The following is a 15,328-nucleotide window of genomic DNA, read 5'->3' as shown; positions in this document are numbered from 1 at the left end:
ACAAAAGGGGCAGTCTTTGATAAAAAATTTTAAACTTAGGAGGAATTGAAGAGATGAAAAAAGTGAAAAGGTATTTCGCTGGTGCAATGGCATTGTGTATGGCTGTTTCGGGATTATCTGCTGTACCCGCAAATTACGCCAGGGCAGCGGAGACAGAAGAGGTCTACTCGGCGGAGCCACAGTGGGAGGAGGTTTCAGCATTGCTGGATTCCCATGTTGGTGTCTATACAAAGCCATCAATTATTGAGCCGAAAACAGGGCATACCCCGGATGGGCCACTGATGGGTAATGGAACCGTACTGGGATTTTTAAGCGGTACTACGAGAGATGATAAGAAAAACCAAACGGTTTATCTTACAAGGCTGGATAACTTTGAAGAACTGACGAATGGGAATAGAGATAGCCAGTATGTGGGTTTTGGAGGTTTGGATATTAAGCGCACAGATGATGAGGGAATATACGGGACATATTCTATGACAGAAGATATGAAACTGGCTGAAGTGTCCGGCTCATCCGAGAGTGGTTATAATACAACAACATGGATTTCTGCAAAAGAAAACCTTATGATTACGGAAATTACAAATCAAACAGATAAAATCATGGACTTAGATATTTCCGCATGGACAGCGACGCCGCCCTCCAATAACGGCGGTTTTTCCAGTGTGGAGTCAGCCATAGATAAAGAAAAAGGAATTATTACGGCAACGAGACATGCAGTGTCCAATACATATAATATAAAAGTACATGCAACACTGGCGGCGAAGATTTTAGGTAAAACACCAACCATAGAAAAAGTCAGCAATAACACAAGTAAGTTAAGTGTTTCGGTTGAACCAAATGAAACAATTCAGGTGGTATCAGCAGTAGAAGGCGGGAAAGAATCAACTACTTATTACGAAGATGCAATTAAGAAAGTAGAGCAGTATGATAGTGCAGATAAAATTGCAGATGCGAGAGAACGTCATCATCAGTGGTGGAAAGAATACTGGCTGAAATCTTATATTAAACTGGACGATAAATCTAATTCACTTGAAAAAGCGTATTTTGGACAGATCTACCAGATTGGTTGTGCATTACAGGCAGTCAGTGAACACCCTGCAGAAGGAGTAACTACAGGTTTATTCCCGTGGAGCGGAAGTTTAGCACCGGACTGGACAGGCGACTATACCCTGAATAGTGATGTGCAGAGGCCAATGGGAACGGCCATTACCGCAAACAGATTGAATCATATTGATAATTATTCTGAAGTAATCGATGCCTATTGGAAAACTGGTGTGGAAAAAGCATCTGATCCCAGGCATTTGAATTCAGTTATTAATAATTCATCCAGAACTAAATTTACAGAAGGTATTCGTGGTTCTCTTTTCCCAACACATATAGGTCCATGGGGAATCCGTACAGAAAGCTTTAATGGTGGGGTGCAGGATTATTGGTGTTCTCCATCCAATGCTACCATGGCACTTCAGCCGATGATAACATATTATAAATCTACGTTAGATGAGGATTACCTGAATAATGTGCTTTGGCCTAAGTTGAGTTCCACTGCTGATTTCTGGGTGGACTATGCAGAAAAAGAGGGAGATCAATATAATATTTATGGTGCTACTTATGAAAGTACCACAGCACTTAAAAATGCTACATTAGATATAGCAGGGGCAGCTTATATTCTGAAACATGCAATTGAAATCAGTGAGTCAAAGGGTATAAACGCAGACGATCGGGTACAATGGAACGAAGTGTATACACATCTGGCTCCTTATCCAACCAAAACAATAGACGGAAAAGAGTATTATACAGTGGATGCTGAGGGAGGAAACCATGAACCTACATTCTCTAGTTTCAATGTGTATGGATTTGCATTTTATGATTTAATAGGACCATCCTCATCACAGGAAGAGAGAGATAAAGTGCTGACATGGCTGGATAAGAAACAGGAGTTTGGGACCAGTGATAAGCAGACAAGAGCAGCAATGACTGCAGCAAGAGTGGGATATGACCCTGAAAAATGGTTAAATGCCATGAAGGCGGGTTATGTTGATGTAAAATCAAATGATACAGGGGTTTATGACTGGATGGGAATTCGGCCTAATAATACCATTGGAGATATGGGAGGAACGTTATTCTCCGGAGCGATTATGGAATGTCTGATGCAGAGCCATGAAGGATTTATTAATTTCTTCCCAACATGGTATCAGTCGCAGTCCGCTTCCTTTAAGAATCTTCGCGCATATGGAGCATTTACTGTAAGTGGAGAACAGAATGCATTTGGACAGACTACCCATGCCAGTATTTACAGTGAAAAAGGAACAGACTGTTCTGTTTTAAATCCATGGCAGGCAGAAGGTCTGGAATTAAAGGTTTTTGCAGATGGAAAAGAAGTAGAAACAACCAAAGAAGCAAATAGTCTTGGTGACGTTTATTCATTTGCTACAGAAGCAGGGATGCGATTTGAGTTAACTTATACAGGAGAACTTCCAAGTGTAATTAATATTGAAGAAACAAGTGTAGATGTTCCGTTGAATAATAGTGTTAAAATTAATGTCATCAGCAATTCAGACAAAAAAATTATTTGGGAATCTGATAATAATGAAGTGGTTCCTGTTGATGCATATGGAACAGTGACAGGCAAACAGGAAGGATCAGCGACAATTACGGCGACTCTGGAAGGGACCAACATCAAAGACACCTGTATTGTTAATGTTATAAGTGAAAGAAAGATTCCGTCTTCACAGCTGACAGCGGTGGCTGACAGTGAACAAAACAGTGGTGCTGACGGTCCGGCAGGTAATGCAGTAGACGGAAATGAATCAACAAGGTGGCACAGTGCATATAATCATGATCCGCGGCCAGATATATCAAATGATATAAATAATAGCTTTACAATTGACCTGGGCGATATTTATGATGTAGGTAAGTTTGAATATGTACCACGTCAGGAGGAAAATGCATTTAATGGACGTATTTTAGGATACGAATTATGGTACAGCACAAATGCAGAAGGGGAAGATTTTGTAAAAATACCTGGTGGAAGCGGCACCTGGGAAAATACAATGTACAAAAAAGAAGCTTTGTTTGAAAGTGTTGAGGCAAGGAGAATACGGATTCGAGCAAAAGATACAACAGCAGGTAATCCGAACGAAGTAAACAAATTTATTTGTGCAGCAGAATTCTATGTTTATGAAAAATTTCTGCCGATCCCAGAGGTGCCCGCAGAAGAAGTAGTAATATCAGCGGAAAAACTTTCCCTGTATGAGAATGCTTCAAACACGCTTACTGCAGCTGTTCTTCCTCAAGATGCATCTTTCCCGGATGTAAAATGGAAATCTTCTGATAATACAGTTGCAGCAGTGGAAGGTGGAGTTGTTACTGGTGTGAAGACAGGAACAGCAATTATTACAGCAGTCAGTTGGGATAAACAGGCGTCTGCAATTTGCGAGATAACTGTATCAGCTGATCCGGAGTTGGTTGAACAGCTTCAAAATCTGTGTAATGAGTATGATCAGGTAAAAAAGGGCGTATATACATCAGAAAGCTGGAATGTATTCCAGACGACTTTGGAAAAAGCAAAAGTTACATTGGAAAATCCATCCAGGGTACAAAGCGAAATAGATGCTTTGAAGTCCGCTTTTGAGCAACTGAAGGAAATTGATGGTATAGAAATTGACCAGCAGGAAGTAAAGATTGAGGTTGGCTCTGCAGAACAGTTATCAGTACGTCAGAATGTAGATGGTGAAATTCAGTGGCGCAGCAGTAATAATGAAATTGTTAATGTTAGTAAAGAAGGTAAAGTATTAGCACTTGGGTCTGGAACAGCAACCATTACTGCAATGGTGAAAGGGACTGAATATCAGGACAGCTGTATCATCAAAGCAGAGGGCGGTGGATCGGGAAACCTTGCAGTTATGGCAAACCGGGTTACAGCAGACAGTCAGCACGATAACTTTGCTCCACTCCGTGTAATTGATGGAAAAACCAATGGAACCAAAGACGACGGTGCGGAATTTGCATGGGTATCCGCCAGCAAGAATATTGCAGAGCCACGATGGGTGCAGTTAGACTTTGATGAAGCAATCATCATTAATAAATGGAAAGTTTCGCATGTAGCTCTAAGGGGGGATATAAACAGCGTTGCAAAAGACTTTAAACTTCAGGTAAGTGAAAATGGAACAGACAACTGGCAGGATGTGGATTCGGTCACCGGTAATAAGGAAAAAGTAACGGAAAGAACATTGAGTGAACCGGTTACGTCCAAATATTTCCGACTTTACATTACCGTAGCAGATAACTATAATGGCCAGTGGCCAAAGAACAACGCCAGAATTGATGAGTTAGAACTGATAGCTGCCGATGCACCGGAAGTAAAGCTGACAGATGTGAAAGCAGCGGAAGACTTAAAGCTGTATTTTAGAACCACGGTAGAAGAACTGGAAGAACAGCTGCCAAAGACAGCTGAGGTAACACTGGGAGAGGATTTTGTAACAGAATATCCGGTTACCTGGAATACAGATGGATATAAACCGGAAGAAGAAGGAACCTATACATTAGAAGGAAACATCGCGGTTCCGGCTGCAGTTAAAAATCCGGAAAATAAAAAAGCAGGCATAAAGGTAATTGTTGAAAAACATGTAATCCGGTCCGTTGAATATCTGCCGGACATGGAAGCAGAACTGAATACACCAATAGAAGAATTGAATATTCCGCAAACATTGGTGGCAGTAATGGATGACGATTCCACGCAGGAAGTGAGTATTACCTGGAATAAAGAAATTTATGATGGGGCAGTTGCAGGTACATACGAATTAGTAGGAACAATTGCAGAAAACAGCACATATAAAAATCCTTATAAAGTAAAGGCAAAGCTTAATATTTTTGTAAATGAGGTACCAAATATCACAGAAATCGGTCTACAGGCAGAGAAAGAAGTAAGTTTTGGTACATCAGCTGATGATGCAGCTGCGGGTCTTCCAGCCGAAGTATTAGTGAGATTAAATCATGTGGATGTACGTTACCTTCCTGTAACATGGGCTTGTGAAGGCTATGACGGAACAGTGGCGGGTGTTTATGGTTTTACAGGTACAATTCCGGAAGGTACAGAATATCAGAACAGAAACAACCTGAAGGCACAGGTAAACGTCGTGGTTATGGAAGAGGGTGTACCAACTTCTGAAGAATTAGCAGAATTAAGGCAGAGTATTTTAGATGCAGAATCTATTGATGCCGGAAAATACAGTGAAGAGAGTTATGCAAAAGTGAAGGAAGCTTTAGCTGCAGCAAAAGCAGTGGCAGAGAACCCGGCAGCAGATGCAGGGGAAATCAAAGAAGCGGTGGATGCAGTAAAGGAAAGCATCCGAAACTTAGCATGCGGACATTCGGAAACGGAAACGGTAATCCTTCATGAAAGCACCTGTGTTCAAGAGGGTGTTCTGATAACAAGATGTAATATATGTAAAGAGATTATAAAACAGGAAATAATCCCGGCAGCAGGGCATGACTTTGGTGAATGGGAAAGGGTAAAGAATCCAACTATTTATGAAGAAGGAGAAGAGACGCGCAGTTGTAAGGCTTGTGACAAAACAGAGGAATCTCCAATTGCAAAATTACCATGCTGCAAAGTAATGTTCTTAAATCATGATAACCGTGTGCTGGGTGAGATGCAGACAATTGAGGTAAACGGGACAGCAAAGGCACCGCAGGTACCGGAAAGAAAAGGCTACCGCTTTACAGGCTGGGATAAAGCTTTCACAAATGTAACAGGTGATCTGGTAATAAGTGCAAAGTATGAGCTGTTAACGTATAGGATTAACTATGCCGGTATGTCAGGAGTAAATAATGCGAATCCAGCCGTTTATACAACAGTGCAGACCATTATACTTGGGACACCGGTGAAAGCTGGCATGAACTTCGGGGGCTGGTATCTGAACGGAACACGTGTTACAGAGATTCCGGCAGGAAGAACCGGAGAGATTACACTTACTGCAAAGTGGAGTGAGGTTCCGGCGAAAAAGGGTGATACCCTGAGCAGCGGAAGACTGAAATATACAATCACAGGCACGGTATCAGGAAAACGTACCGTAAAAGTAACAGCGCCTGTGAAAAAAACGTATAGCAGTATAACAATTCCAAATACAGTAAGGTTCAAAGGGAACACTTACAAAGTTACGGAAATTGGTTCCAAAGCATTTCAGAAAAACAGAAGGCTTAAGAGCGTTAAAGTAGGAAAATATGTAAAAACAATAGGCTCTTACGCATTTGACGGTGCAGGTAAGCTGAAGAGCATCCGTATTTATTCAGCTTCTTTAAAAACTGCAGGAAAGAATGCATTTAAAGGAATCAACAGCAGGGCTGAGATTAAAGTGCCATCAAAGAAATTTACAGAATATAAAAAGCTTTTGGCTAAAAAAGGTCAGAAGAGCAGTGTGAAAATCAAAAAATAATGAGAAGACTCTCGGAAATCTAAATAATTTCCGAGAGGACTTTTTATATTACTGAAAGGATTGGAATATATATGAAAATACGAATGAAAGAAACATTTGAAACAGGGTGGAAATTCCATCTGGGTGATTGGAAAATCATACATCCCGTGAAGAGCGGTATGGCAGGTGGTATTACAGACTGCGAGGATATTGAGGATGGAGAATGGCTGAAAATCGCCTATTTTGATGAACGACCACAAGAGTCTGTCTGTGAGGAGGAATGGATGGATGTTTCTCTCCCTCATGACTGGTGTGTAGAAGGGGACTATTATAATGATGAAGGTGCCGTGAAGCATCATAAAAGTCATGGATACCTCTATGGGGGAATTGGATATTACCGTAAAGAGTTTTCCATTTCCCAGGAGTTACTGGGCAAAAAAACAGGTATAGAATTTGACGGCGTATTCCGTAAGAGCACCGTGTGGGTAAACGGACACCGAATTATGCATCATGAGAGTGGATATACCGGATTTTATTGCGATTTAACAGATGTGTTACGCTATGGTGAAACAGGGCGCAATGTCATTGTAGTACGCGTGGATGCCAGAGAATATGAAGGCTGGTGGTATGAAGGAGCCGGAATATACCGCCATGTCTGGCTTATTGCAACGGATAGAATCCACGTAAAACGACACGGAACCTGTGTCACAACGCCGAAGGTGGAGGCGGGCTGTGCTCAGGTACAGATAGAAACCGTGGTGCTAAACGAGCATTTTGAAAATAGAAACTGTCGTGTAATATTTCGGATTTCAGATAGAGAAAACCAGCTATTAGCTGAGGCCGGGATGGAGAAGCCTATAGGGACTTTTAAAGAGGAAAAGTGGAAATGTACACTTGATATACTGCAACCTGAATTATGGTCACCGGAGACACCCTATCTATACAAAGTTGTAACAGAGGTGTACGAAGGAGAAGAATTGAGAGATATTAAGGAGACAAACTTTGGTGTACGTACACTGGCATTTGATTCAGACAGAGGATTTTTGTTAAACGGTCGGCCTTATGTCATTAAGGGCACCTGTAATCACCAGGATTTTGCGGGGGTGGGGGTAGCTCTGCCAGATAAAATAATTGAATATAAGCTGAAATTATTAAAAGAGATGAGTTGCAATGCTTACCGTTCCGCCCATCATCCGGCCACACCGGAACTACTTGATATCTGCGACAGAATAGGAATGCTGGTAATGGATGAAAACAGGAAACTGGACAGCTCAGAAACAGGTATTCGTGAACTAAGAGAGATGATTTATCGCGGGAGGAACCATGCTTGTATCTTTATGTGGAGTATGGAAAATGAGGAGATTCTGGAAGGCACCATAATGGGTGCCCGTATCCTGAAAACCCTATCAGCAGTAACCCATAGCATCGACCCCACAAGACCCGTAACAGCAGCTATGAACCACGGCTGGAATGATTGCGGCTATAGCGACGGGGTAGATGTGACAGGATACAATTACGGACAGAGAGAAGGGCAGGATATTCACGATCATATACTTTTTCCCGAGCGGTGTATGATAGGAAGTGAAAGTGCCAGCTGCACTGTTACAAGGGGGATTTATGAAAGAGATGACAAGCGTGGTTACTGTCCGGAATATGGTACCTATATTCCGGAGTGGAGCTGCTCGGTCGAAAAGGCGTGGACAGATGTGGCGGAACATTCCTTTTTATCAGGAGTTTTTATTTGGACAGGATTTGATTACAGAGGCGAACCCACACCATATGAGTGGCCGAATATCAATTCTCATTTTGGGATTATGGACACCTGTGGATTTCCAAAGGATAACTACTATTATCTCAAATCCCAATGGTGTGAAGAGCCGACTCTTCATATTCTTCCGCACTGGAACTGGAGTGGGGAGGAGGGCATCGAAAAGGATGTCTGGGTATATAGTAATCTGCTTCAGATCGAACTTTTTTTAAATGGAAAGAGCCTGGGGAAGAAGGTACGCAGGCCACATGGGCATCTGGAATGGAAGGTACCTTATGAAGCGGGAGAAATTCGTGCCGAAGGATATAGTAATGGTGAGTGGGTTATTACGGAAACTGTGGTGACTGCCGGAATGCCATATCAGATAAAAGCAGAAGCAGATAAAATGTATTTATCAGCCGATGGCAATGATGTTTCCTGCATCCGGATTTCTGTAACAGACAAATATGGAAATCCGATGCCTGTAGCAGATAATAAAATCACATTTTCAGTGAAAGGTGCAGCAAAGATAATAGGTACAGGAAATGGAGATCCAAGCAGCCATGAACCGGATAAAGCAATGGAAAAAAGTATGTTTTCAGGAAAATGTATGCTGATTATTCAGTCCAATGGAGAAGAGGGAGAGATTCTGGTAACTGCTTCTTCGAAAGGATTGAAGGATTGTATTATTACGTTAGCAGGGAAAGCTATATAGATCTTATGAACATCCTTATGATTATTTCAGGTCGGTATTTCAGTATCAACGTATTTCACATCAAACACTGCCTTGGAGTTATCTTTGATTTAAATTAAGTTATTCATATAGCTTGTTCATTCTATTTCTTCTGTTCCGCAAAATAATGTTTCACGGCATACAAATATTGTCTTTCAAATTCCACAATGGCTTTTTTGCTCACTTTTTTGAATGGGAGAAGCATATCGAATGCATGAAAACATTTCGGGTAGACATCAGTCTTTGCCTTCACACCGGCGTTCTTCAGGTTTTTGATATAAGTAAGCGTTTCACAGTAAAACGGATCATTATCACCTACAAAGGTATATGCAGGTGGCAAATCTGAATAATTGGTTTGCCTTGCAGGAGCAGCGTATGCAGGAACATTCCCTTGCCACAAATCACCCAGATATGCTTTCCAACCTTTATGATTGAGCTTTGTATTCCAAACAGGAGCGTGGTTATCACGAGAAGATTCAGTATCTCTGTCATCAATCATGGGATAAAGAGGCATCTGATATGCAATATTTATTTCACCCTTATCTCTGGCATACATACAGGTTGCAACTGTCAAACCGCCACCGGCGCTTTCACCGCCAATCATAATCTGACTGGTATTTATGCCTAATTCCTCCGCGTGTTCTTTTAAATATTTTAATGCTGTATAGCAATCTTCCAAGGCGGCAGGATAGGGAGCTGCTTTGGAGAGACGATATTCCGGAGTCACAACGACAGCACCGTATTTTTTCACAAGTCCTATTGCCCGAGAGATATAGAGCATCTTTGCCATTCCCGTAATATATCCGCCACCATGTATCCATAAAATTCCCGGAGTTTTATTCTTTGGCTTCACATTTACAGTAGGTTTCAGAATATATAGATCCATTTCTTTTTCGCCAGACAGAATCTGGATTTTTTTCATTGTATATTTTTTCATAGTATACCTTTACATTCTAGAGAGCGTTTTAAAATTGTTTTCTGGCAGTTGTGCGTCACATTCTGTGGGAGAATTTTCCCGAATGAAGGGTGCGCAGCGGGCTATGTAACCTGAATCCGGAGTGAATATGCCGCTGCGCATGCAGATGGCGGGAATGAATTTTCAAACACGCTCTAATATATCTTTCAGCATCATATTATATACCTCCACAAATTTCAGTTTAGTGCCACTGATTTCATGTACTTACATAACACATTATAAACTACCATATCGTTCTTGAAAAGGCTTGATTTTACGCTGGTTCTTCTTGCTGAACTGTAATGCTTCCATCCCCATGCATCTGTTACCATTTGGGGCTTACAGAAAGTGGAGGTGTGGAATTTCCTCCTTTACATAAAAAAAGCAGTACCGAAGTACCGCCCTAAGACTATTTTATATTGTATCGTTAATTAAAAATTGAATTCAGCTGTTTAAACAATGTTTTCACCCAATATTATTTTTGGCATTGTGGTTAAACAACGATTCCACCGTTTATAGAATTTCTCTATTCCAAGTTTTGATACTCTTGCATGAACTTCCTCATTTTCCAATACCCAATACAGGACATACGTTACCTTACCCACATTTCTTATAAGACGAACGGGTAATTCACCTTCTTTAACTGCATTAAAATCTTTTTGTCTATGAGTGCGTTTTATGTAGTGAACATCAATTACGCCCTCTTGCTGCTGATAAAATTCGGCAACTTCCTTCATTAACTGTTCTATTTCATCAATCTTAATTGTTCCTTCGTTGGTAGCGGTGATTATCTGCAAACCATTATAAGTAATTAGAAAATGTCTGACTTTTAATGTATTCAACTTTCTTATCTATGGACTCCAAAATATCTTTGAACTGAGTTACCATATGAAGGAAGAAACTTTAATAGAAAAACGGCCCTTTAAATTGTGAGGCCGTTTTTTTGATATATCCCTGAAAATGCCGCATTTACACGCGTTTCCAGGGATTTATTACTTTAAAAAAATGTTCTTGCGGCGGTTACAAGTCTAAGATTTTTCGCACGTCATACATTGGTCAGCGCTACGAGTTTTGAATTGCACACCTTTGTGCATAGACGGAAGTTGATATTGCTTCCGCTAAAAAGTATAAGAATAATTTAGCGGAAACCTCACGATCTCCGCCTATTATATTACTCCCTCTCGAAAGGCTCACCGCAATCCCCACAGATTACTTTGACCTCTCGCGTTGCCCCGATAATGGTGCCGCAGAAAAACATTTCCTCGGTTTTCTTTGCGATTTCAGATATTTGCAGCATGGTCGCGTCCTCCTCAAAGATATGTTGTATTGCTGTGAGTGATAGCTTACATATTACGGGTGGAAAAGCAAGCTTTAAAATACTTAAAACATATCTTTATTTTTAGAATATCCTGCTAGCAAAAAGCCCCGCCGGAGCTGGGCTATGAAATACCTGACGTATACGGAAATTGAGCTGAGAAATAAAACGCTCCTATGCTTTTGTATGCTAGCGGAGTGCGAGCTCAGGAAGTCTGTGACCTGACGGTAGGAGATATCCAGTTTTGTCAGGATAGAGCTGGAGTTAATGTTCATGGAAAAAAATACGAAGGATAGGCATACCTGCGGCTGCTTCAGATATGATAAAAAGGTATATTGCGCACAGAGGAATATCTGAGGATAAGAATCGGCATGTTTTTTAAGTCAGACCCATGAAAAGATGGCGGTTTCCTGTATAGAGGAAATCTATGCAAAGTATGTCAGTATAGCCAAACAGTAAAATCCTGGGATGTTCAGAAATAATTATATGCCGCGCTCAATGAAGCATACAACAGCGACCCATATGCTTGGAGAAGTTTTTCAGGAAACAATGAATCGCCAATTGAAAGCATGGAATGACAGATGGTTTCTCGAAGAAAATCCTGACAGATATGATAATAGGGAGAAAAGAATTATACCGGATTTTTTAAAGTGATTTTTACAACATTATGCTTGTGGCGTTTCGCAAATGCCTATTATATTCCAAAATATCAAAGGAGAGTAGGGGAAACGTATGTTTTTGGTGTTTTATTCTTAGGTGAAATATCTGGGAATTTATTCAATGTAATCATTTTTTCACCATGATATTCTACTTTAGAAATGTTTTTATTGCGTATATAAATTTTTTTATTCTCAGATTCTATAGTTATCCATATATTTTTACTTTTAATTTTATTCATAGGAATATTTTGATAATAACTACCGTCTGAAAGTGATAAATTAGCATAGGAGAATTCTAATATAGTATAACTTTCACTAAAACAAACCAAACCAATAACTTCAGATACTAATAATAGTATATATAGGATAATATAAATTAATGCATTCTTATCTTTATTATGAATAGATAAAAGAGAGGTAAGGGCAAACATTGGCATTACTATTACTAATATGTTTTTTCTTTTTCTTTTTAATAATCTAATTTTAACTCGTTTGTATTTTAGAATAATTCTACATGCTACAAGAAAAAAGTGCAATTGTTATAACATATAACAATATCTGGTTTATAATGATAGTTTTGAGATATACTGCAAGGATAGATTTTATAAATATATGAATAACAGAAATTACAAAAGAAGCAAGTATTGAATAACACATTATCCAGCCAAAAAAATATCCTCCTTTTTCTTTAGAATGTATCAACCATCCTTTTTCAGATTTCAAATTAATAAATAATTTTATTGCATATGCTAATATAGGAATTAAAACGGCTGTTATAATAGTATACAAAATATTTGGCATATTATTGTTTAAAAAAGTTTCAATATTTTTAATCATATGATATATTCTCCTTATTTAGTAATTATACTAGGTGTTTGATAAACACCGTAACCCATTGATTTTACTGGGTTTAGTTACTCGATTTATATAAATTTTCTCTCCAATGGTGATAAAATATAGGTAACGACACCAATACATCTCACAACCAAAGGAGGAGAAAATTTATGACTACTAAATACCATCAGATTTATTTGAGTGATATTTTTTCAGACTGTCAAAAAAACTCATCGATGATTCACCATCATTCTTCAGATCAGAAACAATTCTGAATACTGACCTGTTTTTTCTCCTTATATAGCGGAGAGTTATAAACACTCAATGCTAAAATTTACCTATAGTAATTATACGACATAAAAAAGGAAAATACCATATATTTACATACGATTTTGCTATAAAAAGAAGCCCACCTTTCGGCAGACTCCTTAATTAAGTCGTTATATTATGCATATTTTTATACTATCATTTTACCTATTTACTCACCTTAACCGTCTTGCTCTGTCCCTTACCCCTAAACAGTTTCGTGTATTTACTCACTTTGCTCTTAGGAACCTTGATCGTAGCCCAACTGTTTATCTTCTTCAGCGCAGACCCGCCAACCTTTTTCAACGCAGTTCCCTTAACCGTTATCTTTTTCAGGTTCTTACAGTTGTAAAATGCCTTGTTCCCAATGGTTTTAACCTTAGACGGAATAGTAATACTCTTTAATCCGGTACATCCCGAAAAAGCACTATTCCCGACAGTAGTTGTATTATTCCCCAACGTCACATTCGTCAGCCTCTTACATCCGTAGAACAGTTCATCTTTAACTGTCGTAACTCTAGTCGGTAACTTTACCTTTTTAAGATTGAAGCAGCCACGGAATGCAGCTTTCCCGATTTCATTGACTTTATTGCCGAATTTCAAGGTTGTAAGCGCTGAACAGTTGTAGAATGCTCTGTCTCCGATTGATGTAACATATTTGCCGATATTAACAGATTTAAGTTTCTTGTTTGATTTAAAAGCGTTCTTTGCGATACTTGTTACCGTAAAGTTGTAGGTGTTGAGTTTTACTGTAGCTGGAATCGTGAGTTTCGTTTTCTTGTTGTTTATTGGGGCGATTACTTGGACTGTGCCACCGTTTGAGCCTGATGTCAGGACTTTGTATCTGAAACTGCCTGAAATATATTCCTGTGTTACAAATGGTATAGCATAACTGCCGTTGTCTTGGAAACCTATTCCGTTGCTCTTTGCGTATGCCTGGACTCTGGAACCTTTGGATGCTGATAGTGTTACTGGGCATCCGTTAAATACTCCTGAACCGAGCTTAGCATTGCCGTTACGAACAATCACGCTACGAAGCCTCGTACATTGATTGAATGCATAACTACCGATTGATTGGATTGTTGATGGTAGAGTCATTGTTTGTAATCGAATGCAACCGTCAAAGGCATTACCTGCTATTGTGCGTACTCCTTCTTGCATTGTTACATTGAAGAGTCTACGACAGCCAGCAAAAGCGTTAGTTCCTATGGTTTGCATTGATCCGGGAATATTAATATCTGTTAATAAAATACAACCCTCAAAGGCATTTTCTCCTATAGTTTTCAAACTGTTAGGTAGATTAATCGTTGTCAATGCTTGACTATACCAAAAGGCATTTCTCCCGATTGAAGTTATTGTAGGTGGTAATTCTATTTTTGTTAGACTTGTACATGAGTTAAAAGTATTATCCTCAATGGTTTTGATTTTACTTGGTATTTTTATCTCTGTTATGCCCATATTAGAAAAGGCGCTTTTACCAATAAAAGTCAATCCCGCTGGAAGATTTAATTGTTTTACATTTGGAAGACTGGCTAAAGCGTATTCTTCGATTATTTTTAAAGTGTCAGGTAACTTCACATACATAATATCAATTCCACTTATTGCGTATTTACCAATGCGAGTAACTCCTTTAGGTATATCAATTCCCTCTATAGGATTAATATTTGCGAAAAGATAATCGCCAATACTAGTAACCCCTTCATTAATTATTAGTTTATAGTGTTTTCCGCGTCGTAAAGGATTTTCATATCTTCCACTTGTATCAAAACCATCTTGATCATAATTAAATGTATCTCCTGATCCTGAAATAATAGCTTCTTGAGTTTTTTCATTGATTGTAACGTGCACATTATTACCGATTTTGACAGTTTTTGTTTCTTCTTCTGCTTGAGCAGGTATTATGCATAAAACAAACAAAAACATAATAAGAAAAGCACTTGAAATTATTTTTTTCATACTTTCCACACTATTTTCCTCCCTTTCTTATAATTAAATTATAGATTAATAGGAAGGATTTTACAACTGTAAATTTATTTTTCTCTGAGAGTATACTCTAACGAATTAATCTTTTCAGTTAATTCGTTTATTTTTTGATCCTGTTGCTGTGCTACATATAGTATTGCAGGTATAATTACTTTTTCATTCCATTTCTCAGGACTGCTAACGATGTTTATAACCATGTAAATGTTGATCGCGTAGAAAAAAATATGATTAGAATTGGTATTCTGGAAGCCTAAATGGTGTAAATGTTAAAACTACGTTGTTTTACACCATATTTTACACCATTACACCGTGTAAATATATACCAGTTATAATATGTTGTGTAATTCTCAGAGGATATAAAGCCAGTAAATATCAGCATTTGA

At 39.0% G+C, this 15,328-nt stretch carries 8 protein-coding genes; 2 read left to right on the top strand and 6 right to left on the bottom strand.

Translation table 11 applies throughout. The features are described from left to right. Nucleotides 1-53: 53 nt before the first annotated feature. Both RHS_RS17490 and galA read left to right on the top strand, forming a co-directional pair. On the top strand, nucleotides 54-6,434 hold the full coding sequence (locus RHS_RS17490) for a discoidin domain-containing protein (RefSeq protein WP_047833900.1): 6,381 nt from the start codon (nucleotides 54-56) through the stop codon (nucleotides 6,432-6,434). A gap of 71 nt (nucleotides 6,435-6,505) precedes the next feature. After that, nucleotides 6,506-8,875, top strand: coding sequence for a beta-galactosidase GalA (gene galA, locus RHS_RS17485; RefSeq protein ID WP_395022811.1), 2,370 nt, complete (start codon nucleotides 6,506-6,508; stop codon nucleotides 8,873-8,875). A gap of 121 nt (nucleotides 8,876-8,996) precedes the next feature. Here galA and RHS_RS17480 read toward each other — a convergent pair whose 3' ends face one another. The 6 genes from RHS_RS17480 to RHS_RS17455 form a co-directional block, all read right to left on the bottom strand. Further along, nucleotides 8,997-9,830 (bottom strand): alpha/beta hydrolase, encoded by an 834-nt coding sequence (locus tag RHS_RS17480; RefSeq protein WP_047833899.1) that lies wholly within the window; start codon nucleotides 9,828-9,830, stop codon nucleotides 8,997-8,999. A gap of 9 nt (nucleotides 9,831-9,839) precedes the next feature. Further along, nucleotides 9,840-9,971 (bottom strand): DUF6783 domain-containing protein, encoded by a 132-nt coding sequence (locus RHS_RS31290; protein ID WP_395022808.1) that lies wholly within the window; start codon nucleotides 9,969-9,971, stop codon nucleotides 9,840-9,842. A gap of 329 nt (nucleotides 9,972-10,300) precedes the next feature. Next, on the bottom strand, nucleotides 10,301-10,645 hold the full coding sequence (locus RHS_RS17475) for a hypothetical protein (protein WP_047833914.1): 345 nt from the start codon (nucleotides 10,643-10,645) through the stop codon (nucleotides 10,301-10,303). 374 nt (nucleotides 10,646-11,019) lie between these two features. Then, a complete protein-coding gene (locus tag RHS_RS31285; RefSeq protein WP_255348046.1) occupies nucleotides 11,020-11,145 on the bottom strand; it encodes a hypothetical protein in 126 nt (41 codons plus the stop codon). 1,187 nt (nucleotides 11,146-12,332) lie between these two features. Beyond that, complete coding sequence (locus tag RHS_RS17460) at nucleotides 12,333-12,659, bottom strand: hypothetical protein (protein WP_047833897.1); 327 nt, start codon at nucleotides 12,657-12,659, stop codon at nucleotides 12,333-12,335. Nucleotides 12,660-13,130: 471 nt separating this feature from the next. Beyond that, nucleotides 13,131-14,918 (bottom strand): leucine-rich repeat domain-containing protein, encoded by a 1,788-nt coding sequence (locus RHS_RS17455; RefSeq protein ID WP_395022832.1) that lies wholly within the window; start codon nucleotides 14,916-14,918, stop codon nucleotides 13,131-13,133. Nucleotides 14,919-15,328 lie beyond the last annotated feature (410 nt).

Source organism: Robinsoniella sp. RHS, from assembly GCF_001029355.1.
Taxonomy (GTDB): domain Bacteria; phylum Bacillota; class Clostridia; order Lachnospirales; family Lachnospiraceae; genus Robinsoniella; species Robinsoniella peoriensis.
This window is presented reverse-complemented; position numbering and strand designations above follow the sequence as displayed.